The sequence below is a fragment of the Glaciecola petra genome (assembly GCF_031846345.1).
Lineage (GTDB): Bacteria > Pseudomonadota > Gammaproteobacteria > Enterobacterales > Alteromonadaceae > Glaciecola > Glaciecola petra.
Map to the genome: position 1 here is coordinate 420,507 of NZ_JAVRHX010000001.1, position 24,360 is coordinate 444,866.

Sequence of the window (24,360 nt, forward strand, 5' to 3'; positions counted from 1 at the left end):
GTTTATCTGCGGTTTCCGTAGTTGTATTTAACGCTAAAAGTAATACGGTTATCGGTAAAAGGTCCTTCGATTCCACCGGTGCCTGCAATTTGGTCAAAATCACCGTCTCTTTTTAGTTTTCTGAAGGCTAGCGACGCAGAGAATCTTCGAGTTAGTTTGCGTATTAAACGAATATTTGTTTCGTTTACTGTCGTATCTACTATCGAATTGTCTTCTAGGATACCGTTTGTCCTAGAAAGAATATGACCTATTTTTAAATCTGTTTTTCTACTAAATGCAAACACAACGTTAGCACCAAACTGTTCCGTTCTTAGATCACGTATGGTCTCTAATTCTGTCTGGTCAGCAACTGTACCGGTAATCGATAAAGTAGTTCTTCGGCGAGTAACAGCTGTTTCAAAGCTAAATCGTTTGAGCAATAGTACTTGATCATTTAATGACAAAGTTTGCGTAGTGAAAGGTACTAGAAATTGTCCCGTATCAAGCTGTGTGTCAAGAGAATCGGTCAAAGAACAATCGGCTATATCAGTGCTTCCGTTATCGCATATAAACAACCCTTGGTCGTTATTTGCAAGCAGTCTGAGGTTCGTGCTGACGTCTTCAGTATATGAAATTCTTGTTCTCCAATTGCGCAGCGAATGTGTTAATAAAACACTAGCCGAATCACCGAAAAAGCGACGGCTAAATAAGGCTTCAAGGTAAGTCCTATTTGAAAAGCGCCAATTGATATCTACACTCATAAATGTATCTTCTTCGTCATTCAACTCTTCATCATCGTCTATATTAGCTCCGTTTGAATTAGATTTTGAACGGTTAACAGCAACTTCTATAGAACGTTCATTATCAGTCTGCCATATTAGGCCAACTCCAGCAGAGTAAAATTCACGAAGTCTGTCAATACTTTCTTCGGTAGACTTTACGTCATTATTTTCATATGTTGCGTTTAGTGCTAAACCAATCTGTCCAAAAAGCTTTATATCATTATTTAGACTTACTATTTGACTGACAAAATCTGCGTTTAAATCACGTTTAATATAATTAATATCTGCATCTAGCGTAATTCGCGCATTTTTGATTGTTTCACCCGATATAGCATTCAAATTAAAGAAATAAGAATCATTATTTAAGTCAATAAATAACGAATTGTTTCCAATATTGTCATTAGAACGCACTGTTTGATTTGCATAACCAGTACTAAAGTCTAAGCCAAAATAATCGCCTCTTGGAAGCGTAAAGTCGGCAGAAATTCGGCTAAATTGGGTTTTACTAAGTTGGTCGGTATTTAATAAAAAATCGTCCACTAAAAGAGTTTCTGCTGAGGGACTTCTGAAACCATTCGCGCCACTAGCTCGCAATACTAATAAGTTTCTAACTATCGAATAATCACCACGAAAACTAAACTCAGTGTAGTTATTAGTTAAGTTTTCATCTTCAAGGTTTCTATAGGTATTGTAATGATCGGCACGGATAAATAGGTTTGCGTCTCTCGCCGTATATATCATTGCCAGATAAGGTCGTAAAATGATGTTGCCAGCATCTATGCGGCTTTGATCATTTACAACGTCAACTCTTTGATCTACATATTCGGTTTCGATACCAGCATCGTACACTACTTCTCCAGCAGACGATAATTTACCAAATGGGATACTAGTTAGTATGAAGATGAAACTCACTAATCCATAGCGCATTTTACTCATATTTATTAATTCAACTCTAATTAAAGGTTAATCCCTGTCACCTGAACCATAATATTGATAGCCATAGTAACCACCTTTTTCTGAAAATTGCGTAGACTTATTTACTACAAAGCCAATTGCCATATCAGGATTAAGTCGGTCTACCGCGTGTCTTATATCGCCCATTTTGGAACGACCTTCTTCTGTAACAATCACAGCTTGTCCCGCTAAGTTAGCCAAAACTGCTGATTCATTAATACCTATAAGAGGAGGTGTATCAATAATTACTACACGGTCTGCATATCGACTTGAAAACTCTGCTACGGTATCCTTCATCACTGTTGAAGCAAGTAATTCTGTTGATAGGTGATGCGACTTACCCGCAGGTATTATTTTTAACTTAGGAATATTGGTGTGGTGTATCACTTCACTTAAGTCATCCACTTTACCTAGTAAATATTCCATGAGTCCACTTGTAGGCTCTAGTCCAAGTGTTCTTAACACATTGGGTTTTAGTACATCTGCATCTACCAACAATACCGTTTTATCTTGTTCCGCAGCAATACTAATCGCTAAGTTTGTTGCGGTGAATGTTTTCCCCTCAGACGGCCTCGCGCTACTTACCATAATGATATTACTACTAGCAATGGTAGATGCAAGGGGTCCAAAAGCATTTTGTAATAGTTTACGCTTTATTTCACGATATTCTTCGTTTATCAATGTCCGTGCATTTTCCAAATTAACAAAACCGTTTTCTCTTAACCTATCTAAGTCAATATCAAAGTATTTATTTGGTTTTGCATTTGAGGCATTATCATTTGTGTTATCTGACGACGAAACCTCTTCTGCATGTTCATTATCGCTTACTGGCAGATTTTCAGTTGTTTCAGAATTTTCCTTCGCCGCTAAAGCTTTTTCAATCGTGCTAGCATTATCATCTGATTCACTGATTGAAGCTTGCTCTGCTTTTGATTTCTCTTGTGCTTCTTGTTGTTTTTGCAGGGCTTTTTCTATGGTGTTCTTCATGAAATCACCTTACTTAATAAATCGATGTTCATTACGTCTGCCGCAACTAACACCGCATACACAAATATTATTGCGCCTGTTGATGCCACGAAAACCGCGACTCTGAAGCGTTCAGTCTTTTTAATCTGGTCAATTTGCAAGTGGGTTACCGCCCCCCAAATTGGATATCCTGTTAGAGCTGTCAACTGATGCCCCCTGACCAATATAGGTGTTAATTGACTCATTAAAAACGCTAAGCCAACTCCCAAACCGAAACCAACAATTAACACGCCAGTATACTGAATAAACCTATTCGGCCCGGTTGGTTCAGGCGGAACTAATGGTGGCTTAATAATTCTAAACTGTAATTCATCTGAAGTGATTTCAGCACGTTTAGTTATATCAGCGGCTTCTTTGCGTGTTAACAACTCTTCGTATTTTTGTTTTACGATATCGTAGTTTCTGTTTTTGGCGATACCTTCCGCTTCAATCTGTGGGACCAAATCAATTTTATTGCGTAAATCTTCTATTTTAAGATTGTAGTCTTCTTCGCGCACTCTCAATGAAGCAATCTCGCCCTCAAGACGACTAATCTCCAGAGTGATGTCCTGATTCAACTGGCTTAAAGGTGCGTCATCGCTGTCGTCCTGGTTTAAATACGCATCTATTTCGCGTTGCCTAGCCTTTTTTAAATTTTCTAGCATATTTGTTGTTTGGATAACATCAGGGTGTTTATCTGTGTAGCCAATTCGAAGGTCATCTAGGTTTTCTTCTAACTTGAGAATTCTCTGATCGTATTTAGTAGTAATAACAGGCGCATCAGTCCCACTTTGTACACCCAAGCCATCTGTAGCTTTTCGATTGTTAGTAAGCTTACCGCGCAAAGTAGCCGCTTTTTGTTGAGCCTCTCTTATGGTTAATTTAGTGTCTGACAGTTCGCTCATCAGATTCTGCATGTTTGTATGGAAGGAACCTTGCATGGGTAAAATATCAGCATGCTGCCTTTGAAATTCCGCTCGTTGTTGTTCAGCCTCGGATAGCCTAGCTTCGTACTCAGCAATTTGCTCATCGATGAATCGTGTGGCAGTTGCGGTATCTTGTCTATTGCCCCCTAGTGAACCTTCAACAAACACATCTAATGTTTCTTGTACTACCGTTCTGGCAACTTGCGGATTTTTGTGTGTGTACGAGATTGTGTATATGTTTTCTCGTTTTGTTTTATCTAAAATAATATCGTCAGTTAATTCAGCAATCAGTTCTTCGTATTGCACATCAGTTGTTACAGTAATGTCTAAATCAGATTCTCTAGCAATTTCTTCAATATTCGAACGACTTTTCAGTGTTTGCGCCATCATGCGCACCTCACTGTCGGGGTCGTTGTATAAGCTGATTCCTTGCAGTAGTGGCGCGATTACCGAGCGCGTGTCAACATATACTTGCGCTTCCGACTCATACACGTCGGGTAATGAAGCGACGTATATAAATCCGATAGGGCAAATAAGCCATGAACAAATGATAAGATATCTTTTTCTTATCCAAATCCCACGGATATAATCAAGGACTAGCTGAATAGTTTGCTGTAAATCTTGCATTTAATATATCTCTGAGTGCTTTTAGAACCAAGCTTCTGGGATAATAACCACGTCGCCGGGTAAAACGTCTACATTCTTAGATATATCGCCGTCTTTGATTAAATCTTCAATAAAAATGTCGTAAGTTATTTGTTCGTTGTTAATAACTCTTACTAACTTTGCATCGTTTCCATCAGCAAACTGCGTTAATCCACCAACTTCAATCATTAAATCGAGTAAAGTCATGTGCTGCGAATAATTTACAGCGCGAGGATTAGACGCTTCACCAATCACTCTGACTTGTTCGCTAAACGGGCCATTAAAACGACCAACAGAAACAGTAACTCGAGGATTGTTAATGTATGTTGCCAATTGTTCTTCAAGCTGACGTGCAAGCATTGTTGGTGTGCGACCAGCCACTTCTACGTCTTCTACCAAAGAAGTCGTTACTTTGCCGTCAGGTCTAACGGTAAAGTTGCCTGAAATTTCAGGATTTCGCCATACAAAAATGGTGAGTTGATCACCCGGGCCAATTAAATATTGATAATCATTAACATCGGTTGTTAATGACGCTCGAGTTGTAGCCGTTGGTAGAGGATTAGAACAACCGACTAAAACGACGCTTACAAGTACAAGTAAAGCAAGGTAAATTCGCTGCAACCGTATCATGTTATAATTTTCCTTAATCATATTTGAGTTTACACTACACATATTTATCTACATGCCGATAATACCGATAGCGCGCACATTATGCACGAAAAAAAACATTTTTGCAGAACGTATTTCAAATCGAGTATTTACCAACTGTATAAAAGCTCTATAATGCTGACCTGTTTTGGCGGTTAATAACTTATCGAAATACAAGGTATGTTACAAAATGACATATGCAAAAAGTTCATTTGGTTTCACGAAAATTTACAAATTATTTTCGTTTAACATTGTAATCGTGGAATAACAATTATTTTGGAAGGGCATGAAGACTAACTCAAATTCAAGAAAAAGTTCATTGAAATTAGTGGTTTGCGATGCAGCTATTGTTGCTTACGCTACCTATTTTTCGAGTCTAGCTTTGGGGTGGTTGGGACTCGATTTAAATACTGACGCTACGTCGATGGTGATTACTTGTGTCGCATTTGCTGTTTCCGTGACAACAATTAATTTGTCGGTCGGCTTATATGAATCTAGTTTGCGTGAACCGTTCAGGGGCATCATTAGACGTATTTTTGTAAGTGCAATTATTAGTTTCTTTGTTGTTACTATAGCAACTAACGCGCTCTACCGACCCTACGAAGCACACCCACTATTAGCGCCCCTGTCTGTCACGCTAATTATTATGACCTTAGTTGCATTTAGATATTTTGTTTACAACACAGAATCCCTTAGCAACAAACCCAACATAGTTGTACTGGGTACCGGTGTGCGAGCATCTGTTATTGAAAAGCGTATGCGCAGAATGGTCGACAGATCTAATTTTAATTTGGTAAGTTTCATTCCTGTCAGCGGTGATCAGCGCGATGAAGGTATCGAAAAAGAGAAGGTCGCAAATATTGAGCTAAATGAAGACTTTGACAAATATTTAAAAGACCAAGAGATAAATGAAATCATCATCGCGAATGACCAAAGACGAGGGACCTTGCCCATAGACTCTTTGTTTAATGCGAGGTTGCAGGGTGTTCAAGTAACTGACTTATTAGATTTTATGGAACGTGAAACGGGTCAAATTGCGGTTGACCTTATGTATCCGAGTTGGGTGATATATTCCAATGGTTTCCAATCTCAAAAGATATTTAGAACAGTGATGGACTACTGGTTGAACATATTCTTGGCGATATTTGTCTTGTTTTTTACCTGGCCAATAATGCTAATTACGGCGCTTATTATTTACGTTGATGACGGTTACCGAACGGGTGCATCGGTATTGTACAAACAGCAACGAGTAGGTAAAAACGGCAAACTTTTTAATATTCTTAAATTCAGAAGTATGCGTCCTGACGCTGAAAAAGATGGCGCAAAATGGGCTTCTAAAAATGACAATAGAGTCACCAGTATCGGTGCTTTTATTCGAAAGTATCGCGTAGATGAATTACCACAATTGATTAATGTGCTTAGAGGCGAAATGTCATTTATTGGCCCTAGACCTGAACGCCCCGAATTTGTGGAGCAATTAGTTGAAGAATTACCGTACTTTAATCAACGTCACAATGTTAAACCTGGTTTAGCCGGTTGGGCACAACTTAATTACCCCTACGGCGCGAGTGTCAAAGATTCATTAGAAAAGCTTAAATTTGATTTATATTATGTAAAACATCAAAGCTTATTATTAGACTTATTAATTCTGATCAGAACAGTTGAAGTTATTCTGTTTGGTAAAGGAAGGTAGTTAGTTGACTCAACAATTTCAAAGCACTGGTAAGTCGATGAACGTTATGACCGTTGACGTAGAAGACTACTTTCACGTTTCTGCCTTCGAGTCGGTTATTTCACCAGATGATTGGACATCTATAAAGCCCCGGGTAGGAGATAACACTCATCGCTTAATAGATTTATTTAACGAGCATAATGTAAAAGCGACCTTTTTTACCTTAGGTTGGGTAGCCAAACATTGTCCAGATGTCATAAAACGAATCGTTGATGAAGGACATGAACTCGCAAGCCATGGCACAAATCATAGACGAAATACCACAATGTCACGACAAGAAGTATTAGCTGACATAGTGGAAAGTAAAGATATTTTGGAACAAATTAGTGGTAGTGAAGTTATCGGCTATCGCGCCCCTAGTTTTTCGATAAACAAAGAAAATGAATACGTATTTGAGTTATTGGTGGAGCTTGGGTTTAAATATTCATCAAGTACTTACCCAATAGAACACGATTTATATGGCGTTCCTGAGTGGCCACGTTTTGTGCATAAGCGTAAAGAAGGCATTACTGAAATCCCTATTCCAACTTTATCAAATGGCGATAAAAATAAAGGTATAGGCGGGGGCGGATTTTTCCGCTTGCTACCTTATTGGTTATCTAAGCGTCGAATTGATGCATATTTAAGAGAAACTAGTCAGCCTTATAATTTTTATTTTCATCCTTGGGAAATTGATGCCAATCAACCTAGAATAAAAGATGCCCCTTTTAAATCAAAGTTGAGACATTATGTTAATTTACATGTGATGGAAAAAAAGCTGGTTAAATTGATGAAGGACTACCAATGGGGCAGCATGCGTGATGTATACAAAGATGAATTTTAGGAGCATGGATTGAGCTTAATAACGCAAGCGAGACAAAAAAACACATTAGTGCCTTTCGCCGTTTTATTTGGACTTTGGCTGCTTCTGGTTTACGCACCTCTATTCAGTGCAATGCAAATATGGGCAACAAACGACATATACAATCATTGTCTGATAGTAATACCAGCAGCTTTATATCTGATTTTTGAGCGTCGGAAAGAGATTCAATGGGCGAATATGCAAATGTCTTGGTTGGCGGCCATTTTATTTGTGGGTCAAATCCTTTTTTATGCATTAAGTACCGCTGCTGATATACAGCTTTTTCAACATGCTGCTATATTTGCCATGCTTCCCACCTTATTGTGGTTATTTTTGGGAAACCGAATTGCGTGGGATTGTAAATTTCCATTGGCATTCATTTTGTTTGCAATACCTGTTGGTGAAGAACTTATTCCGTTTTTGCAAGAAATCACTGCTGATATGGCGGTTGCCATGCTTGAGTTTACCGGAATTCCATTATTTAGAAGTGGTTTGTTTATTGAAATACCGCAAGGTAAATTTTTAGTCGCAGAAGCTTGTTCTGGGGTAAGTTTTCTGATTGCTTCTATTGTATTAGGTAATCTCTACGCTTATATGAATTTGCGTACTTGGAAACGTCGTATACTATTTGTCGGCCTCTCAATACTCTTCCCAATCTTGGCAAATGCAGTTCGAGTATATGGCATTATATATATTGGCTATGCGAGCGATATGGAACACGCGGTTGGCGCTGATCACCTTGTCTACGGATGGTTTTTCTTCGCATTTGTTCTTGTGTGTTTATTCTTAATTGGCGAACTTGTTAAAAAGAATGAAAAAGCTTCTTTGGGCAAAACGTCTGCAAATAGTAGCGTTAATGTTCACGATATACCTGTGAATATCGATGAAGCAACACCTGGCTTAACAAGCCTTAGTCTGCCTATGTTCATATTGTGTACAGTATTTTTAGTTGGCGCATTGGTACAAGTGTTTAGAATGCAAAATGTGGATATGGTGGGTGTAGAAGGGGTCAGTTTTAAAGGCTTAAATTACCAAAGTATAAAGCACTCACCTCGGTTAAGTTGGGAGCCTCGTTTTGTCGGAAATAGCCAACAAGAAATGCAATATCTGCATGCTAGCGACAAAAGTATCGATTTTGACCTTTATTATGCCTACTTTAATGGCACTGATGGTGAGTTGGTTTCTTCCTTAAACCGACTTTACGAACAAGATAGATGGACTTTATCTGCACGCCAACGGATTCAAATAGGTGATGCTTATATTCAAAAAGATAACATATCGTCTTCTATAGGCACGCATAGACGAATCTATTATTGGTATTTGGTTGATGGACAACTTGTTGATACTTACAGAGAAGTTAAATTCAAACAACTTATACAACGTCTCAAAGGTGTGCAATCACACTCTGCAATTATTGCCATTGGTTTCGATTGGAATAGCGATGCTTTGCCAAATGAGGAGCATGTTGAGCAAATTGTCGCTGATGTCTTGATTAACGCTAATCTTAATATGGCAATCGATCAGTGACAGTTTTGAGGATACTCGGCTTATTCGTTTTGCTACCTAGTCTCATTTTACTGGGTATCAACTTATATGGTCTAAGCCAAGAATTACGCCCTAGTGAATTTAATGTGCAAGACTTACGTTTTGGCGAAAAGGACGTTACAGTATCAAAAGAAGAGTTTCTAGCGCAAATTGATCAGCGTGAAGACGAGTCTCAAACAGAATATACCTATCGATTAACCAATTTAATTGCTGATGGCACAGCACATATACATTGGGAAGAGTTTGACCCGAAAAAATTTCATCAGCTTGTACCGCTATGGGAAAATTGGATAATTCATATCATGGGATTAGTAACGGGCATTCCTGAATATGAGCGATATCATTTTTCTAATCCCTATAAAAGCATAGAAAGAGGTATTGGCATATGCGGTGATGCATCTATGGTCATGACTCAATTGCTAGAGAAACATGGTATTCAGGCAGAAATACTAACTTTTCCAGGGCATGTTGTGGTAACGGCTGAAGTAGAGGGTAAGCGCAAGATATTTGACCCTGATTTTGGTGTGGTATTACCGTTTACTCCCCCTGATTTAAAAAACAATGTGACCAAAGCCGCTGAATTATATATGAGCAGGGGATATGAAGAGAGCGATAGGACGTTTTTTTTGAACTCTTATTCGAAGCCTTATGTTGTGTGGGATGGTCCGGAAGAATTTATCACTAAAAAGTTTTATTTTGAAAAAGTGGCTTATGTTCTGAAGTGGGTATTACCCGTTTTAGGTGTTCTACTCGGGGCGTTTTGGACTCGCTCTTTTAAGCAAACCCACTCCTAATTGATAGGCCTTAATTGGTCATAAATTGCTTGATATTGCTCACACATATGCTTTGCAGTGAAGAGAGCATCAAAGCGTTTTTTAGCTGCAGTTTGCATACTTCCTAGTTTTTCAGTGTCACTTGATAGAGCAATTATTGCTTCACTAAGTTCTGGCTCACAATCGTTTTTTATTACTATGCCGTTGACTCCGTCCTTAATTACTTCAGGGTTACCTCCAACATCAGTAACAATGCATGGCTTTGAAGCGCGCATAGCCTCAAGCAAGGTCATAGATGTGCCTTCACTGAACGAGGTTAACAAAAACACATCAAAGGCATGCAAAAAATCGTTTGGCTTCACAACATACCCAGGTAAAGTGACGGAATCCTGTAATGACAAACGCTGAATTGTGCTTTCGATTTCTTGCCTAGTTTCGCCATCTCCAACAATAATCAAATGCGCATTCAGTCCTTTATCCAAAACTTTTCTTAAGCTGTTTAACATTAAAAAATGATTTTTTATAGGATCAAATCGCGCAATTGTGCCCAATAACAAGGTTTCATCATTTAAGCCAAGCTTCTCGCGAATATTGGTTTTTACTGCTAATGGACTTGCATGAATTCCATTGTAGACCACCTCACAATCTTGCTTCGGAATATACTCATATGAATCTAGTGCCTGTGCGGTTGCATCTGAAATAGCAGTGATTTTGTGGGTGAAAAATCTCAAGATAGGATTAATATAACGGCGCTTGGGGCTTTTGACGTCGGGATAAAAACGCCCATGTTCAGTAAAGATAACTCGAGCTTTCATGCCTATGCTAGCAAGTACACCATAAACCCAAGGGGTATATTGATGACAATGTAGAACATCAATATTATTTTCTTTAATTTGCTTCCGTATAGCCTTAATCATGCCAATGTCAAATCCATCTGAACGATGTTGAGAGTAAATTTTTAATCCTCTCTCCATAAGCTCCTTACCCCAAGGACCAATAGGTTCTTCGATACAGAAAATCGACATCTCAAATGCTTCGGTTTGATTATCTTCAATTATATTTTTGATGACCATTTCTGTGCCACCAATACGCATATCAAAGGTGATATGCAGAACCTTTGTTTTACGCATTTTTAATATACCTATGCCACCACATTTCGTACATTAACATTGACCATAAAATGGCGCTGTGATCGGCTTGACCTTGCTGATGTTGCTGCCAGTATTCTTTTATTTTTTCGAGTTTAAATACTTCTGCTAAACCTTCGACTTGATCAATTAAGTAATATTGAGCGCTTTCTTTGATTTCATTCTTAAACCAATCGGCTAAGGGAACCGAAAAACCCATTTTTTTCCGGTATAAAATGTCATCACTTAAATCTTCTTTGAATGCTTCTTTCAATAAATATTTTTTCTCGCCCTTATTAAATTTAAGTATAGAAGGGACTGTGGCGGCAAATTCTAAAATTTCTCTGTCTAAAATAGGCGCTCTAACTTCTAAAGAATTAGCCATACTCATCCTGTCTACTTTCACTAGAATGCCGCCTGTTAGATAGGTTTTTACGTCGGTGTATAATATTTTTGATAGATGGTCTGAGCCATTAGCACTATTGTAAAAATCTAACGTGACAGTAGAGGGGTGATAATCACCAAGCGCTTGACGAGTTTCATCATTAATTAACGCTTGCCACTGACGATCTTCCATTTGAGAATTGGTCATATAAAAACCATATTCGGGACTTACGCTTAGACTAGTCAATAAGGATTTTGCTTTCCTAAATACAGTTAATTCAGATTTAGCGAAAAAATTGGCTAAAGGAGGAAAGATTTTCTTTCGCATCCAATTTGGGAATTTCTGTCTTAATTTGTTTTCTAGGTCATCAGTATGATATTTTTCGTAACCAGCAAAAACTTCATCACCACCATCACCGGCTATTGCAACGGTGACCGCCTGCCTCGCTAATTCAGACACAAAAAAAGTAGGCACTAATGACGGATCTGCAAAGGGCTCATCAAAATAGGCAACGATACCCTCTAAACTTTCTTTTACATTTTGGCTGACCATAAATTCATGGTGCTCAGTGTTATATTGTTTGGCAACACTTGCTGCAAATTCTGCTTCGTTAAATTTTTTATCATCAAACGCAATCGTGCATGTTTTAACCGGCTCTTGCGAGGCTTTTGCCATAGTCGCCACCACGCCGCTGGAGTCAACACCACCGCTTAAGAAGGCGCCGAGAGGTACGTCACTTAACATGCGACGTTTTGTTGCCGCATTAATGAGCGTTTGAAGCTCTGCTTTTAATTCACTTTCATTTTTTTGTGATGTACGCGAAAAATCAAGATCCCAATATTTCGTAATGGTTTTATGCCCATCTTTGATCAGCATAAAATGAGCAGGTGGAAGTTTATGAATGTGTGAAAATATGCTTTTGGGATCAGGGATATATTGATAAGCAAAAAAATCATGTACGGCGTCTAGACGAATATCACGTGGTACATTGGGTAAGCTCAAAATAGCCTTTATTTCAGAAGCAAACGCAAAACGGTCGTCATGCTCTAAATAATATAAAGGTTTTTTCCCGAGCCGGTCGCGGGCAATAAATAATGAGTTTTCGCGCTTGTCCCATATAGCAAACGCAAACATACCATTTAATTTTTCTAGGCAATTTGTACCCTCGCGCATATACAAATGCAAAATGGCTTCGGTATCGGTGCCCGAGGTAAACACAACGCCTTCTTGTTCTAAGTTGTCTCGAAGTTCAGTAAAGTTGTATATCTCACCATTAAATACAATGACCACTTGTTGGTCGGGCGAGTACATGGGTTGATTACCAGCAACAGACAAATCCAGAATACTCAAACGTCGATGACATAGACCTACTTGGTCATCAATATACTCGCCGTGGGCATCAGGCCCTCTATGCGCAATTGTATTACCCATAGCGAGCAAATGCTCTTTCGACGCTTCAGGAAAATTGTGAGTTAAAAAGCCGGCGATTCCGCACATAATAGTCGCTATCCTTACAAACTGATGTAGGGTCTTATTTTAGGGCCCAAAAATTTAGTAAAACCAAGTGGCATTTTACGCCAGGTGTTTTCAGCAAACTGTCGCATTGAAGAGGTTTCGCCTGGTTTATTCATTGTTGAATTGCCGTCTTCAATTTGTTCCCAAAGTAAACGTTGTGCGTCGCAACCCCATTGTTTTTTGAAGTTGAATGTACCTTCACCAACGGTAGACCGACCAAAATCGAATAACTTGGCATGATTTTCACAAGATGTGCTTAATACAGCCCAATATAAGAGCATATTGGGTGCAAGGCGATTATAATCACTTAATGTTGATGCCCAAGGAATAACAGCTTTGTCATTACATTGTAGCACCAAGCCGGCGCCTACAGCCAAATCTTCAAACTTAACAATAGCGATAGAAACGTTGTTTTTATATTGTTCTACAATTGCTTGGTACCAAGCGAGGGAGTGTACTGGCGACCCTAAGTTATGCATGTTTTTGCATATGATAGAGTAAAAGTCATTAAGAACATCTGATGTAATAGTTTTGCCACGATATACCTCAAAATCTAAACCGTTTTTTTCAGCTTTTCTTATTTGGCTTCTTAGTTTGGATTTGAATTGCGCCATTAATGCATCTGCATCTTCGGGCAAACTCAGCAACATTCGAACTTTTTCTTGTTTAGGGGCGTCGGCTACTTTTAAAACTTCAGCATCTAAACCTCTAATTTCTACATCCAAAACATTCGAAGTTTTTGCATAATTTAATATGTACGTTCTTATCGCTGCAGTAATGGTATCATCGTTACTTAAAATACCGCCAACATCACAATATGGAAGGGCGCATAATTGCTTTTTACCGCGCAGGGTTTTCATTTCTACAATAGGTAAAAGGCCTACGATGTGTGGTTTTTCTGTTTCCATTGCTGCAACAAATAGGCACTTAAAGCCATAAGCTTGTTCTACAGCTTTACCCCAAGCCATCAGATGATAGGGAGTTGCGTGGTCGTGAGCTAATACATATTCATCCCAAATGTCACTTTGGGAAAGGTCTAACTGTTGTATTTGAATAGTCAAATTACAATCTCTTTAGTTTAAAATACGGGTAAATAAATCTAGGTACTCGTCAGCCATTCTTTTGGCTGAGTAGTGCTTGTTAACATAATGGTTTGCATTTGTACTAAGCCTATTCGCTTCGTCTGCATCATCAAGTAGTGTAAGCCAATATTGAGTTAAGGCTTTTTTGTCTGAAAGCTCAGCAAGTAAGCCTGTTTCTTGATGCTTGACTAGCTCATTCACGCCAGGTATTTCATATGCGGCAACCGGTATTCCCATGCCGCATGCTTCCATTAAACAACGAGGAATTCCCTCGAGAGTAGATGTCATAACAAATAAATCAAAACTTTTCAGATAATCCAAACGGTTGTCTTTATACCCTAAAAAGTGAATATCTTTTTTACTATTTAGTGTTTCTGAGTACTCTTCAAGTCGCGCCCGCTCATCACCATCACCTAAAAGGAGTAGCTCAATATCGTCTCTTGTTTTTGCCAGGTCATCGAAAATATCAAGTATATCATCAATGTTTTTTCGGCTTATCATTTGCCCAATAAAGCCAATGCGTTTTTTATCCTTGCTTAGCTTTGCCGGTGCATTCCTAACGTTGTCGACTTCAGAAAGGTCTACACCATTTTGGATATATTCTAGTTGAGGTTCAGTAATCCCAAAACCCTCTACATCTTTTACAAGTTGGGGCGACAAAGGTACTACCTTGTCGGCGTATTTCAACGCTTTGCAACCTAACCATATAAATGTTCGTAATTTAATATCTGAGGCATTTTCAAAACCATGCGGCGTTACGACCACAGGAATATTGGCCTTTCGTCCCGCTAAAATACCTATAATATCTGACTTATATCCATGTGTATGAATTGCATCAACTTTATGTTTCTTGCAATATTCTGCAATGGTGCTTACCACACCATAATCGAATTTGTGTTTCATTTCAGGTGAAAATGTATCGCCACCATCGAGCTTAAATTGTTTAACAAGTTCAAGTTCTTCAGCGTTGTCTTCTTGTGTAACCGCAAGCGAATACTTTATTGACCCTGGCGCAGCATTTCGACATAAAGCCAAAATCCAACGCTCTGCACCATAAAATGCGGTTGAGCAAATAAACTGTAATACATGAGGGGTTTTGTTCATAGATAGTCTTAAGTAATTTGCGCGAAAACCAACGTGACTACGACAGCTATTACGCAAATATACACTGCCAAATACGAGGCTGTGTAATATAAGCTGTCTCGTGTGTGCTTGCAATATCCTGTTATCATTTATTATCGGCCACAATCGTATTGGGTTTAAAATTTTTGATAATTATAGAACATTGAGTCTAATTGGGCGCGGTGGTACACTTCTTGCCTGTTTTTGCATACTCCATTACTCTTAAAGTTTTCGTTATTGATTACCAGACTCAATAGTTAAACAGGCGGTCATTTGTCAAGTTCACTCTCTTCATTAGTGCTTAAAAGCTCCGGTATCTTATTTTTACTAAGATTTGTGCAAAGAGGCATAGGGTTAATCAGTACTTTGATTATGGCTCGTTTGTTGACGCCCGAAGACTTTGGTTTAATCGCAATTATTGCGCTAATAGTCCATTTTTGTGAAATTTTGTCTACTACTGGTACTGAACAATATTTGGTGCAAAAAACTGAAACTGAAGATGACGATTTATATTCAGCATGGACCCTCGACATCATGCTTAAATCAGGCTTATGGATACTGATTATTTTAACTGCTCCTTTCATAGACAAAATTTATCCAGATGTTTCGTTAACAATACCGCTAATATTCGCATCTTCAGTGCTTGTTATTAATGCTTTAAAAAACCCTGCCTTAGCACTCTTAAAAAAAGCATTTACTTATCGTAAAATTTTTTACCTTAGCTTAGTTCAAAAATTAGTTGGTTTTACCTTTGGTATCACAATAGTCATGATCCATAAAACTTACTGGGCTATTTTGGTTATTGATGTGGTGGCAGCTTTGGTTATGACTATTGGCTCATATGTTATTCATGAGTTTAGGCCTAAAGTAAGTTTTAAAAAAGTGAAAGAGCAGTTTGCGTTTTCTAAGTGGCTTTTGTTAAAAGGTGGAATTGGTTATATCCGCGCGCAAATAGACGTTATTTTTGTGACGCGCTTATTTAGCCCGGATGTTGTCGGCTCATTTCACCTTGCAAGACACATAGCAGTTTTGCCATCATCGGAATTAATTGCGCCAGTGGCTGAACCGCTCCTAGCATCTTTTGCGAGAGTAAAAGCAAACTTACACGATGTTGGTTATCAGTTTAATTTGAGTTTATTGTTTGTGTTAAGTCTTGTTGGGCCTATTTGTTGCTATTTTTTCTTTTTTGCACCGTCTGTGATTGATGTGTTACTTGGAAGTAAATTAAAAAGTGCGCATGAGCTCTTAAGTGCAATGTCCTTAACTGTGTTAGTCTTTTCAATAGGGCCGATATTGTCAGCCTGCTGCGTTGCATTAGGCAAAGTAAAACAGGTATTTTATTATGATATGTTCTCTTTAGTCTTTGCTGTTTTATGTTTAATGATGCTTGTTGACTACAACATTAGAGAATTTATCTTGGCACGAGGTGCAGTTGCACTTATTCCACTTATCGCTTTATTAATGTTTATGCGTACTTTTATTCCTTTATCTTTAAAACTGTCACTTTTTAATAGTATTGTAATTGCCTTGTGTTGCGCAGTTGCTACTTACGTTGGCTTATTTATAGAATCATTACTGCCGGTTGATACAAATATCGTATTGGTATTATTAAGTTTAGGCTCAACTTTTTTCCTCACTTATTTAATTACATTGTTAGTATTAGTATTGTTCTTAAGGGGGAAAACGGAAATTTGGGCAGCATATGCTCGTATAATTACCCAAAATGCTTATAGTTATATGCCGGCAGGGCTTAAAAAATATCTACCTGCAAATACATAAACCGGATTTAGGTATTAATTTATATGCGCGTTGTTTACACTTCAAACTTTACTCGCGCAATAGAAGTGTTTATCCTCTACAGCCTATATTGCATATGAGTTTTATGTTGTAAGTGGTTCTTTAAGAGTAAATATGACGCTTAGTGTTCGTCTTTTAGTTTAACGAGGAAGTAAATATGAAAAAAATGCTCGTCTTGGAATTTAATGAGCTTTGCCCGCCATTGATAGAGCGTTTCATTAGTGAAGGTGAGCTTCCTAATTTTGAGAAATTAAGGAAGGACTCGTTGGCAATGGAAACTGAAACCGATGCAAAAGGAGAAGATCTTAACCCTTGGGTGCAGTGGTTGGATTTGCATACAGGGCAGGATTGGCAAGAACATGGTATTAAAGAGCTAAATAAACTCAAGGATTTTAAAGGGCAATTTACTTGGGATATATTGTCTGAAAAATATGGTCTCAAAAATTGGATTTGTGGAAGTATGAATGCTAAATACTCTTCAGTGTTCAAAGGTAGATTTTTACCCGACCCTTGGTGCACAGACATCCAACCGACACACGACGAAGGCATGCACGATTACTATAAATTTGTCAGTCAATCTGTGCATAGTCATAGTGGGTCTGAGTCTATTTCACAACTTGAGTTTGCCAAGTCGATATTAAAGCAAGGTGTCAGAGTGAGCACTTTGTTTGGTTTATTTGGTCAAATTCTTAAAGAAAAACTGTTTAAAAGAGATGATTGGAAGCGGGCTATGTGGCTAGATAGGATTCAGCTTGATATCTTCCAATATCATTATCGAAAAGATAACCCCGAATTTGCCACTTTTTTTTCAAATGCAGTCGCGCATTTTCAACACCATTATTGGAAAGATTTTGAGCCAGAAAAGTTTTCACATACAAGTGCTGAAATCAACCATGAAACCAAAGATGCTATTCGTCTTGCATACAAAAATACAGATTATCTTTTGGGCAAACTACGTGAGTTAGTTGGCGAAGAAACAGCAATAGTGTTTACTACTGCGCTAAGCCAAGAGCCCTACGTGAAGAACGAAAGACACTATTATCATATCACTAGCCAAGAACACTTCAGAAAACAATTTGGTGTTCCCGAGAATGCGAAGTACAAACCGATAATGGCAGAGCAGTTTCATTTAGAATTAGCAGATGAGCAATCCGCCATCGATCTTGAAGAGAAACTGAGTAAGTATGTCATGGATAGTAATGATTACTTCCATGTTGGGTCTGATCACATGTTTTTGCTTAGTAGAGAGGCGAATATACTTCTTATTCAATGCCGTTGTACCAAATTAGTATCGGAAAACGCCGTTTATTTTGATGAAACCAATCCAGATGAAAAATTTTCTTTTGGTGATGCTTTCTACCGAATGAATGAAGTTAAAACAGGAATGCATAATCCAGTTGGTTTGTATTGGTTTAAAGCCTCAAACGGGCAACCTAATCCGGAAAAAGGGCGCGTTAAACCTAGTCAAGTGCATAATGACATTTTGGCTTACTTTAGTACTTAAAAAAAGCTATTAGACAATGAATTGTTGTAAGGCACATGTCTTGATTGATATGTGCCTTTTTTAATGGTTCTTCAATTTAATAACAAATCGTTTTACCAATTGATGGAAGTGTTCTACTTCTTTATGCACATCTTTTTGCAGACTAGTTAATAGCCATAGGCTTGATGCATAGATAACGAAATAAATACTTACGTGAACAAATAAATTAAAGAAGGCATTTTCAAAAAGCTCGTCAGAAACAAGCTCTATTACAGCTAAAGTAATCATGCTTATGACAATGATGGGTAATTGGAGACTACACATTTTGCCTGCACTGATTGAAAGCAAGCGGTTAATATAAAATAAGAAAATAAAAACTGGAATAAAAGCAGCTAATGTTCTAAACAGGGTAAAATCGGCAATATCAAGGTGATTAAAAAGTAAATAAACTAAGGCAATGAAAACAAAAATAAAACTGAGTAGATCGTAAATGAAAAGTTGTTTTACTTTGTTTTTCACCATACATATGGGCCCAAGCAATTGATTGATCCCGTATGAAAACAGCATGATAGCCATAATACTCATAATAGGTGCAGAATCGATCCATTTTGCACCCAATGCCGCTTCTATAATAAGGTCTGAATATCTAGCCATGTATAAACAAATCGGCGTAATAAAGACTAACGTAACATACACGCTCAAATTAAATTGATAGGCTAAATCTTCTTGGTTTTCTTTAACTTTAGAGTAGGACGTCATTAGCGGTACCAAAGCTGGCCCCAAAACGTCACTTGCTGGCATCATAGAGACTTGTTTAATAAGATGGTATCTACCCACTATCACTGGTGCATAAAGCTTTGAGACCACTAAGGTGTCCAATTGAGCTCTTAAATAACCAATAATACCGCTGACCATGATCCATTTAGAATAGGCCCATTGTTTAGCGAGGCCGCTTAGGGAAAATTTAGGTCTATAAGGTGAAATAAAATATGATCCAAGTACAAAAATTAAAGCAAAAAATATGTCACCAATGATCAATGCCCAGTAAGAGTTGTAAATAAAGGCTAATGAAATGATGATTATAAATGACACCACTTTTTGGATAACTTGGATTGTAAAAATCCCCGAATATTTGAATTCGCGATTTAATACATAGATACCAGGGTTTTTAAAAGCGTTAATAAAAATAATACTCGCACTGAAAAACAGGGCCAGCCCCAGTTCCTGATAGCCATCTAATAAATAAACTAAAACAGGTATAAGCGCTACAGTGACTAACCACACTCCTATCTTTGAAATGAAATCGAGGGTAAAAGCTGTATTAAGGTCTTCATCTGAAACATTTTTTTTCCGAACAATAAATGATTCACTACCAACGCTAGATAAAGTTTCACCTAAATAGAGGACGAAAGTGCATATAGCAATAACGGCGTAATCTTCAGGTGTTAACAAACGTGCTAAAATAATGAGGCTGATAATGCCTAATGATTTTTGTAGAATGCGCGCAAAGAGCATTAGCCCCGAGCTTGATAATACGCTCCTTGTGAGAGACTTTTCTGTTCTCAAGTGCGCTTTTTCTCGGTTAAGATAAAGTGTTCAATAAGCATCTATTTTTCACTTAAATTGGGGTCGAGTATTTCAGCTTGATATTTTTCCGCTACCTTTTCCCAAGTTAAATTGTCTTGTACAAAAACCTGTGCATATTTAGACATATTTCCTATCGTTTCAGTTGATGAAGATAACTCTTTTACTTTATCACACCAAGTTTGAAGATCTTTAGATTCAATAATGCAACCATTATCATCATTAATAAGGTCGACAGAGCCTGCATTTAGTGTCGATATTGCTGCTGTTGCAAAGTACATTGCTTCGAGCAAAATCATACCGTAAATCTCATAATCGCTTGCCAATAAGACAATTTGAGCTCTTTCATATATCGCGGCTAGCTCCGATTGCGGAATAGCGCCCGGCAAAAGCAAATTTTCGAGTTGATGTGTTTGTTTAAATTGTTTTGCGCCTTCCAGTAATTCGCCCTCACCAATATACAAGAATGTAATGGGTTCATCTTTCAGTGTTTGTGCAATGTTGGTAAGTAATTCGATATTCCTACGCGGTTCAAAACTGCCAATGTAAATAACTAAGGTGTGCTCAGTAGGTATAGCAAAACGAGCGGCAAAATCTTGTTCGTGAGTATCAGGCAATACCAGTTTTTTTGTATCTAAGCCGACTGGTATCACTTTAGTATTAGTAAATCCTTTTTCTTGAATATACTTTTCAGCAAAAGAAGTTTTTGCAAGAGCAATGCTTGTGTGTCGTTTTACTGATGGCAGACAGAAAAAATCATAAATTATTTGATATAAAGAATAAATTTTGCCAGGAAATTGCTTATACATGCCTTGATAATATACAAAAGGCACCTTGTGTTTCTTACTAAAGCGACTTACCTGATAGGTGACAAATTCGTTGAATTCATTTACATGGACAAATTCATATTGCTGTTCGTGCAAAAATGAACTGAGCTTAGGGAAGTAAATGAGGTCGATTATTGGTAGTTTTTTGTAAGGTAATAATATACGGCTGACACTTCCGTTTTCAAATTCTGCTATATTTTGTTTTTCAAATTTATTGTTAGGGCCGATACAAATAACATCGACATAATGACCCAGTTCAGCAAGTGCGTTGGCTAAGCCAATTTCTTGTGAGTTATAAAACTGTATGTCTTGTACTGATGGGTGTGGCCTAATAAGAGCAAGTTTTGCCAAGATTGACTCCGCTATTTGAAAGTTAAATTTTCTGAGGCTTTGTCTTGAGGCTCAGGTAATTTGGTTTCGTCTACCGGTTTTTCTATTTCGGAATGATTTTTTAATATGTAAATATTATACAAACAAGCTGAGTAGAGCACCATCCAATATAAAATTTCTGCTCGTAAACGATTTAAAAAGGTCATGGATACCATAAAACAAATAAGACATGCTTTTATCACTATAATAAGGTAATAGTTTTTAATATCACCCTCTAATTTAAATTTCTTTTCGCATTGCGTTAGAGTTTTATAGGTTGTCCAAAGCATCATAACAAAACAAAAGGAACCAATAAAACCGGCTTCAGTGAGCACTTCCATCCATGTTGAATGGACCGCTCTGTTGCGAGAGGCTCCGGTACCTACGTCTAAGGGTATATAAGAAGGCGAGTAGAACACAAAGGCACGAGCTCCCGCACCAAATGGATAATCTTTTGCCATATCAAAGGCATATTTCCAAAATAAAAACCGTGTTGCGCCAGATTCCTGAGTAAAATCGATTTCCTTTTTTGATACAAACATTGATTCAATTCGCTCTATAAATGAATCATCAGCGAGTTTGAGGCCACCAGCAAGGCCGGAGATCAGCATTAATATCACAAATCCCTTTTGTCGAGTGGAGCGAACTTTTGAGAAATACATAACAAAAAATAGATAAAACACAGATACGCCAACACCTAATATTGCACCACGACTATTGATAAGTATCAACGCGTTGGCAACAAATACCGCACAAATAGCAGCAGCAAATTTTAACCAAAGGGTTTTGGACTGCCAAATAAAATACAAAGCTAGTGCTATAGAAGGTGCTATCGCAGCTGCAATACCGTTTGCATCTGGGGAATCAACTGTGCCTATGCCTTGAACACGGTTACCGCTATTTCTACCTACTTGAAAAGCCAAATATGCAATATACCAACTACCATATAAATGCCCCCATAATACCCACGTTAATTTTTGTGGGGTATCGCATAGTTTGTAAGCAATAGATATGATTATCATCAATTTGACAAATGTTTCGACTGCATAAGCATGGCCACCTGGGTAGGGTGACCAAAAATATGAGAAAGCAAAACATGCAACTAGCGCATAAGCCCATCGAAACTGAGGTATTTGTAAAAGTTTATTCTTATTGGTGCTTTTTATATGAAAGATAAATACTAAGCCCATTACCACGACAGTAAAAAACGAGTAACTTAAAGCGGGAATAGACGCTGACCACCAGCGTTCATTAGGGTTATAAAAATATACTGCCTGATAAGTAACAAATGCGAGAACAGGATATCTCACTAGGGAGGCTGCAATACCTCCTAAATAAGTTAAGTAAAATAGAACAATCGTTAACATTGTTTGGTTCTCGAAGTAGTCATGACAATAGTTTTTTAGCTATGTTACGAGAGAGTTTAATGCCTGATACTTCAATTGTCTCATAAGATATTTTGGCTATTATCATGCTTATAGGCATAACAATCAAAAATATTAAAGTGGCCGACTCTAACACTGTTGGCCATGCGAATTGTATACAAATTATCGTTAAAGCGCCTATCACCAAATTGTGATACAAATAAAGGCTATATGAAATTTCACCTAACCAATAGAACGGTTTTATTAAGGTATGGCCTTTATCAAATGTAAAGTTAGTAAATAACAAAGCGCCCATGCACAGCAAACCAAATATTCCATTGAATCCGAAAGGGTTTGAAATAACCGGTAAAGTACCAAAATCGATGTATCCTTGTTGCGTTAGAGTGCATGCAATAAAAAAACAAGCGAACAACAAAAGTCCTAATGCTGCATGCAAGCGTATCTTGATACGTTCATAAAGGTACGCAAAAACAATACCAAAACAAAAGGTAAAAGCCAGCATGAAAACCCAAGTGCTCTCCATGCTGATATAACCTTCACGATGCACAATATAGCTTACCACTGCAATTACAATGGGACCGAAGATACTAGTGTAACGCATCGATAATACTAGTAGGGGAAACACTAAATAGTATTGAAACTCAACCGGTAGACTCCAATATGCGTTATTGAAAAGTCCATTTGGACCTTGAATGTTGAAGGTTAAAGTCAAATAACCCATTAAGTCTATAAAGCTCCAATCGCTTAAAAACTGAGACTCTATCCAATTGTCTCTTGGAGTAACATAATAGGTCTGAAAAATTGGCATAAAAGCCATATAGATAAAAAGTGAGACGGCAAACGCTGGCCAAATGCGGAAAAAACGTTTGACATAAAACTGTGCTAATCCACGCAAACCATGTACATGTTTATTGCTAAAATAAAGTGTTGCACCGCTTAATGCAAAAAATAACATGACGCCAAAAGTGCCTAAATCGAAAAAACGAATAAAGCCAATAACAGTGGATGTTTGTGTGTCGAGATAAACGTCTTCTGCCATTCTGACGCTATGCGCTACAACAACTAGTGTTGCGGCTATGCCTCGTAACCAAGTCAATTGAGTCAAGTAACGTTTATCATTCGCTTGCATTTAATACTTCTCTATTTATCCATTCAGTAATGACACGATATCCATCGCGATTAATGTGTAAGCCATCTCCGCGATCATATTTTTTTTTCAGATAACCATTTTGACTGAACTCACTATTGATATTTAAAAAGGTAACACGTGGGTCATTTTGGCTTACGTTTTTCATTTCTATATTAAGTTTTGTAACGCGATTATTAATTAGCTCCGCATTATGCCTATCCTCAGCCATATGAAAAGTTGATACCCAAAACACTTGTGTATTGGTAGATAGCATTTTTAAAATACCCCTACTATTTTCAACTATTTCAGCGACTGAACGATTTGCGTTTAGGTCGTTTATTCCTATAAAAATAATCACTCTACGTGCATTTTTAAGTGAAGATAAACTCGCTATCTTTTCTAACAAACGCTGGGAAGTGTTGTGTCCAATTCCCCAATTAATAACAGGTGAATCTAAATTTATTGTATTGAGACTTTGCCCAATACTATCACCCACTACAAAATCGTGACTACTTTCTATTTGCTGGTCAAGGTAGCTTTGAAAAGCATACAATGAATTGATGTAATGTTCTGTTTGACTATTTGTAGGTTGCTTGCCCAGCTTCAACATAATGGCATGATAAGTATCTGTTTTAATCACCAGTACGGCAACTAACACGTGAATTAAAAGAATATAAATAATGAATGTTTTTTTAAGCATTTTAGCTCGTTATCTAATATTCAAG

At 37.7% G+C, this 24,360-nt stretch carries 19 protein-coding genes; 6 read left to right on the forward strand and 13 right to left on the reverse strand.

What is annotated here, in order from left to right; all coding sequences use genetic code 11:
- Nucleotides 1-2: 2 nt before the first annotated feature.
- Genes RM552_RS01890 through RM552_RS01905 form a run of 4 tightly spaced genes read right to left on the reverse strand, consistent with a single transcriptional unit; the run spans nt 3 to nt 4,921 of the window.
- Nucleotides 3-1,697 carry a porin family protein gene (locus RM552_RS01890; RefSeq protein WP_311367101.1) on the reverse strand — a complete coding sequence of 565 codons (1,695 nt, stop codon included), beginning with the start codon at nt 1,695-1,697 and terminating at the stop codon, nt 3-5.
- A gap of 27 nt (nt 1,698-1,724) precedes the next feature.
- Nucleotides 1,725-2,702 carry an XrtA-associated tyrosine autokinase gene (locus tag RM552_RS01895; protein WP_311367102.1) on the reverse strand — a complete coding sequence of 326 codons (978 nt, stop codon included), beginning with the start codon at nt 2,700-2,702 and terminating at the stop codon, nt 1,725-1,727.
- Nucleotides 2,699-4,273: an XrtA system polysaccharide chain length determinant gene (locus tag RM552_RS01900; RefSeq protein WP_311367103.1), complete on the reverse strand. Its 1,575-nt coding sequence runs from the start codon at nt 4,271-4,273 to the stop codon at nt 2,699-2,701. The genes RM552_RS01895 and RM552_RS01900 overlap by 4 nt, the downstream gene beginning before the upstream one ends.
- Before the next feature lie 21 nt (nt 4,274-4,294).
- The gene (locus RM552_RS01905) at nt 4,295-4,921 is read right to left on the reverse strand and encodes an XrtA/PEP-CTERM system exopolysaccharide export protein (protein ID WP_311367104.1); all 627 of its coding nucleotides are present in this window, start codon (nt 4,919-4,921) and stop codon (nt 4,295-4,297) included.
- 304 nt (nt 4,922-5,225) lie between these two features.
- On the opposite strand from RM552_RS01905, the gene RM552_RS01910 reads away from it, so the two are divergent.
- Genes RM552_RS01910 through RM552_RS01925 form a run of 4 tightly spaced genes read left to right on the forward strand, consistent with a single transcriptional unit; the run spans nt 5,226 to nt 9,851 of the window.
- Nucleotides 5,226-6,632, forward strand: a complete 1,407-nt coding sequence (locus tag RM552_RS01910; protein WP_311367105.1) for a TIGR03013 family XrtA/PEP-CTERM system glycosyltransferase — start codon at nt 5,226-5,228, stop codon at nt 6,630-6,632.
- A 37-nt stretch (nt 6,633-6,669) separates the two neighbouring features.
- Entirely contained in the window at nt 6,670-7,494 is an 825-nt protein-coding gene (locus RM552_RS01915; protein WP_311368254.1) for an XrtA system polysaccharide deacetylase, read from the forward strand.
- A 9-nt stretch (nt 7,495-7,503) separates the two neighbouring features.
- Nucleotides 7,504-9,039: an exosortase A gene (xrtA, locus tag RM552_RS01920; protein WP_311367106.1), complete on the forward strand. Its 1,536-nt coding sequence runs from the start codon at nt 7,504-7,506 to the stop codon at nt 9,037-9,039.
- Nucleotides 9,036-9,851: a hypothetical protein gene (locus tag RM552_RS01925; RefSeq protein WP_311367107.1), complete on the forward strand. Its 816-nt coding sequence runs from the start codon at nt 9,036-9,038 to the stop codon at nt 9,849-9,851. Before xrtA ends, RM552_RS01925 begins: the two co-directional genes overlap by 4 nt.
- Here RM552_RS01925 and RM552_RS01930 read toward each other — a convergent pair.
- Genes RM552_RS01930 through RM552_RS01945 form a run of 4 tightly spaced genes read right to left on the reverse strand, consistent with a single transcriptional unit; the run spans nt 9,848 to nt 15,043 of the window.
- Nucleotides 9,848-10,960, reverse strand: a complete 1,113-nt coding sequence (locus RM552_RS01930; protein WP_311367108.1) for a glycosyltransferase family 4 protein — start codon at nt 10,958-10,960, stop codon at nt 9,848-9,850. The genes RM552_RS01925 and RM552_RS01930 overlap by 4 nt on opposite strands.
- The gene (asnB, locus tag RM552_RS01935) at nt 10,953-12,839 is read right to left on the reverse strand and encodes an asparagine synthase (glutamine-hydrolyzing) (RefSeq protein ID WP_311367109.1); all 1,887 of its coding nucleotides are present in this window, start codon (nt 12,837-12,839) and stop codon (nt 10,953-10,955) included. The genes RM552_RS01930 and asnB overlap by 8 nt, the downstream gene beginning before the upstream one ends.
- Nucleotides 12,840-12,853: 14 nt before the next feature.
- Nucleotides 12,854-13,918: a GNAT family N-acetyltransferase gene (locus RM552_RS01940; RefSeq protein ID WP_311367110.1), complete on the reverse strand. Its 1,065-nt coding sequence runs from the start codon at nt 13,916-13,918 to the stop codon at nt 12,854-12,856.
- Nucleotides 13,919-13,930: 12 nt separating this feature from the next.
- Entirely contained in the window at nt 13,931-15,043 is a 1,113-nt protein-coding gene (locus RM552_RS01945; protein WP_311367111.1) for a glycosyltransferase, read from the reverse strand.
- 291 nt (nt 15,044-15,334) lie between these two features.
- Here RM552_RS01945 and RM552_RS01950 point away from each other — a divergent pair, with 291 nt between their 5' ends.
- Complete coding sequence (locus tag RM552_RS01950; protein WP_311367112.1) at nt 15,335-16,840, forward strand: oligosaccharide flippase family protein; 1,506 nt, start codon at nt 15,335-15,337, stop codon at nt 16,838-16,840.
- A 175-nt stretch (nt 16,841-17,015) separates the two neighbouring features.
- Nucleotides 17,016-18,362, forward strand: a complete 1,347-nt coding sequence (locus RM552_RS01955) for a hypothetical protein (RefSeq protein WP_311367113.1) — start codon at nt 17,016-17,018, stop codon at nt 18,360-18,362.
- Between the two features lie 60 nt (nt 18,363-18,422).
- Here RM552_RS01955 and RM552_RS01960 read toward each other — a convergent pair whose 3' ends face one another.
- From RM552_RS01960 to RM552_RS01980, 5 genes are all read right to left on the reverse strand, one after another.
- The gene (locus RM552_RS01960) at nt 18,423-19,856 is read right to left on the reverse strand and encodes an oligosaccharide flippase family protein (RefSeq protein WP_311367114.1); all 1,434 of its coding nucleotides are present in this window, start codon (nt 19,854-19,856) and stop codon (nt 18,423-18,425) included.
- A gap of 92 nt (nt 19,857-19,948) precedes the next feature.
- A complete protein-coding gene (locus RM552_RS01965; RefSeq protein WP_311367115.1) occupies nt 19,949-21,103 on the reverse strand; it encodes a glycosyltransferase family 4 protein in 1,155 nt (384 codons plus the stop codon).
- 11 nt (nt 21,104-21,114) lie between these two features.
- A complete protein-coding gene (locus RM552_RS01970) occupies nt 21,115-22,488 on the reverse strand; it encodes an O-antigen ligase family protein (protein ID WP_311367116.1) in 1,374 nt (457 codons plus the stop codon).
- A gap of 19 nt (nt 22,489-22,507) precedes the next feature.
- Nucleotides 22,508-23,635 (reverse strand): acyltransferase family protein, encoded by a 1,128-nt coding sequence (locus RM552_RS01975; RefSeq protein ID WP_311367117.1) that lies wholly within the window; start codon nt 23,633-23,635, stop codon nt 22,508-22,510.
- Nucleotides 23,622-24,335, reverse strand: coding sequence for a GDSL-type esterase/lipase family protein (locus RM552_RS01980; RefSeq protein WP_311367118.1), 714 nt, complete (start codon nt 24,333-24,335; stop codon nt 23,622-23,624). The genes RM552_RS01975 and RM552_RS01980 overlap by 14 nt, the downstream gene beginning before the upstream one ends.
- Between the last annotated feature and the right edge of the window lie 25 nt (nt 24,336-24,360).

Excerpts from the sequence above, each read along its gene's own strand:
- RM552_RS01890 (WP_311367101.1), bottom strand. The coding sequence starts at position 1,697 with ATGAGTAAAATGCGCTATGGATTAGTGAGTTTCATCTTCATACTAACT.
- RM552_RS01895 (WP_311367102.1), bottom strand. The coding sequence starts at position 2,702 with ATGAAGAACACCATAGAAAAAGCCCTGCAAAAACAACAAGAAGCACAA.
- RM552_RS01900 (WP_311367103.1), bottom strand. The coding sequence starts at position 4,273 with ATGCAAGATTTACAGCAAACTATTCAGCTAGTCCTTGATTATATCCGT.
- RM552_RS01905 (WP_311367104.1), bottom strand. The coding sequence starts at position 4,921 with ATGATACGGTTGCAGCGAATTTACCTTGCTTTACTTGTACTTGTAAGC.
- RM552_RS01910 (WP_311367105.1), top strand. The coding sequence starts at position 5,226 with ATGAAGACTAACTCAAATTCAAGAAAAAGTTCATTGAAATTAGTGGTT.
- RM552_RS01915 (WP_311368254.1), top strand. The coding sequence starts at position 6,670 with ATGAACGTTATGACCGTTGACGTAGAAGACTACTTTCACGTTTCTGCC.
- RM552_RS01930 (WP_311367108.1), bottom strand. The coding sequence starts at position 10,960 with ATGCGTAAAACAAAGGTTCTGCATATCACCTTTGATATGCGTATTGGT.
- asnB (WP_311367109.1), bottom strand. The coding sequence starts at position 12,839 with ATGTGCGGAATCGCCGGCTTTTTAACTCACAATTTTCCTGAAGCGTCG.
- RM552_RS01945 (WP_311367111.1), bottom strand. The coding sequence starts at position 15,043 with ATGAACAAAACCCCTCATGTATTACAGTTTATTTGCTCAACCGCATTT.
- RM552_RS01955 (WP_311367113.1), top strand. The coding sequence starts at position 17,016 with ATGAAAAAAATGCTCGTCTTGGAATTTAATGAGCTTTGCCCGCCATTG.
- RM552_RS01960 (WP_311367114.1), bottom strand. The coding sequence starts at position 19,856 with ATGCTCTTTGCGCGCATTCTACAAAAATCATTAGGCATTATCAGCCTC.
- RM552_RS01970 (WP_311367116.1), bottom strand. The coding sequence starts at position 22,488 with ATGTTAACGATTGTTCTATTTTACTTAACTTATTTAGGAGGTATTGCA.
- RM552_RS01975 (WP_311367117.1), bottom strand. The coding sequence starts at position 23,635 with ATGCAAGCGAATGATAAACGTTACTTGACTCAATTGACTTGGTTACGA.
- RM552_RS01980 (WP_311367118.1), bottom strand. The coding sequence starts at position 24,335 with ATGCTTAAAAAAACATTCATTATTTATATTCTTTTAATTCACGTGTTA.